We start from the raw sequence: 1,460 nt of genomic DNA on the forward strand, positions 1-1,460 counted from the left end.
GGCATGATATTACCCATTAGGTAGCATCACTCTATAGCGGTTCTTAATTGATGCACTACACTTTTTTCTTGTGGGATGGGTATCTTACCCGTCTCTTGTATTTCCAGGCTGGAAAAGATGCCCACTATACAAGATTCATCCTTTTATTTAGCAGCCCGGAAGTAATAACTATGCTATCTATGCAGTTACTACACTATCTAGATGCGAGAGTTGGGGAATTTGGGTTACAAGTGCTTTGCCGATTTCTAGAGAAGATGTAGCAGCAGGAGAAGGAGCATTGCAAACATGAATGGAGTTTTGACCCGAAACAATCAAAAAGTCGTCTACAAGCTTGCCATCGTTCATTAAGGCTTGAGCGCGGACTCCTGCATGGGTGGGAACTAAATCTTCTGCTTGAACTTCGGGAATTAGTTTTTGCAAACTTCTGGTGAAGGCTGCTTTACTAAAGGAACGAATGATTTCTTGGATGCCTTCATCAGCATGTTTTGCTGCCAATTTCCAAAAACCGGGATAGGTGACAACTTCAAGAAAATCCCGCAGGTCAAAGTCGGTTTTTTTGTAACCTTCGCGTTTAAACGATAGAACCGCGTTTGGCCCTGCATGGACGCTACCATCAATCATCCGGGTAAAGTGGACACCCAGGAAGGGAAAATCTGGATTGGGAACTGGGTAAATTAGTGTTTTGACCAGATAGCGTTTTTCTCTTGTGAGTTCGTAGTATTCTCCCCGGAATGGGACAATTTTTGCTTGGGGTTCAACTTGACCTAATTTGGCGGTGCGATCGCTATGTAATCCAGTACAATTAATCACGAAGCGGGTTTCAAAGCTACTGTTGTTTGTTTCTAGTACCTGATTTTTACCACTTGGGGAGATTTTCAGAACTTTTGTATTGAGGTGTAAATCTCCACCCTGCTCTTGAATTAGCTGGGCGTATTTCAAACAAACTTGCTTGTAATTAACAATACCAGTTGAAAATACCCGAAGCCCACCTACACATTTTACGTGAGGTTCAATTTCTTTGACTTCTTCGGGGCTAATTCTCTGGACTTCTATGCCATTATCTAAGCCGCGTTTGTAGAGATTTTCTAAGCGTGGCAGTTCTTGTTCTTCAGTTGCAACAATTACCTTACCGCAAACTTCGTGATCAATTCCATGCTGTTGGCAAAATTCTACCATAGATCGAGAACCGTCACGACAAAATTTAGCTTTGAAACTTCCTGGTTTATAGTAAATACCAGAATGAATCACGCCGCTATTATTGCCGGTTTGGTGAAATGCCCATTGGCTCTCTTTTTCGAGTACTAAAATACGCGCATTAGGATAGCGTTTTCCTAAAGCCAACGCTGTAGAGAGTCCAACTATTCCCCCACCTATAATCGCAAAATCATACATTAGTATTATCGCACTTAAAATTACAGTAAATCTTTGAATTGGGGAGTGGGGAGTGGGGAGTAGGGAAT

The 1,460-nt window shown here is 42.1% G+C and carries 1 protein-coding gene; it reads right to left on the reverse strand.

Going from position 1 to position 1,460, the window contains the following annotated elements:
- Nucleotides 1–177: 177 nt before the first annotated feature.
- Nucleotides 178–1,392 (reverse strand): L-2-hydroxyglutarate oxidase, encoded by a 1,215-nt coding sequence (gene lhgO / locus F8S12_RS34940; RefSeq protein ID WP_196520836.1) that lies wholly within the window; start codon nt 1,390–1,392, stop codon nt 178–180.
- Nucleotides 1,393–1,460: the final 68 nt, after the last annotated feature.

Source organism: Nostoc sp. WHI, assembly GCF_015714725.1.
GTDB lineage: Bacteria > Cyanobacteriota > Cyanobacteriia > Cyanobacteriales > Nostocaceae > Nostoc.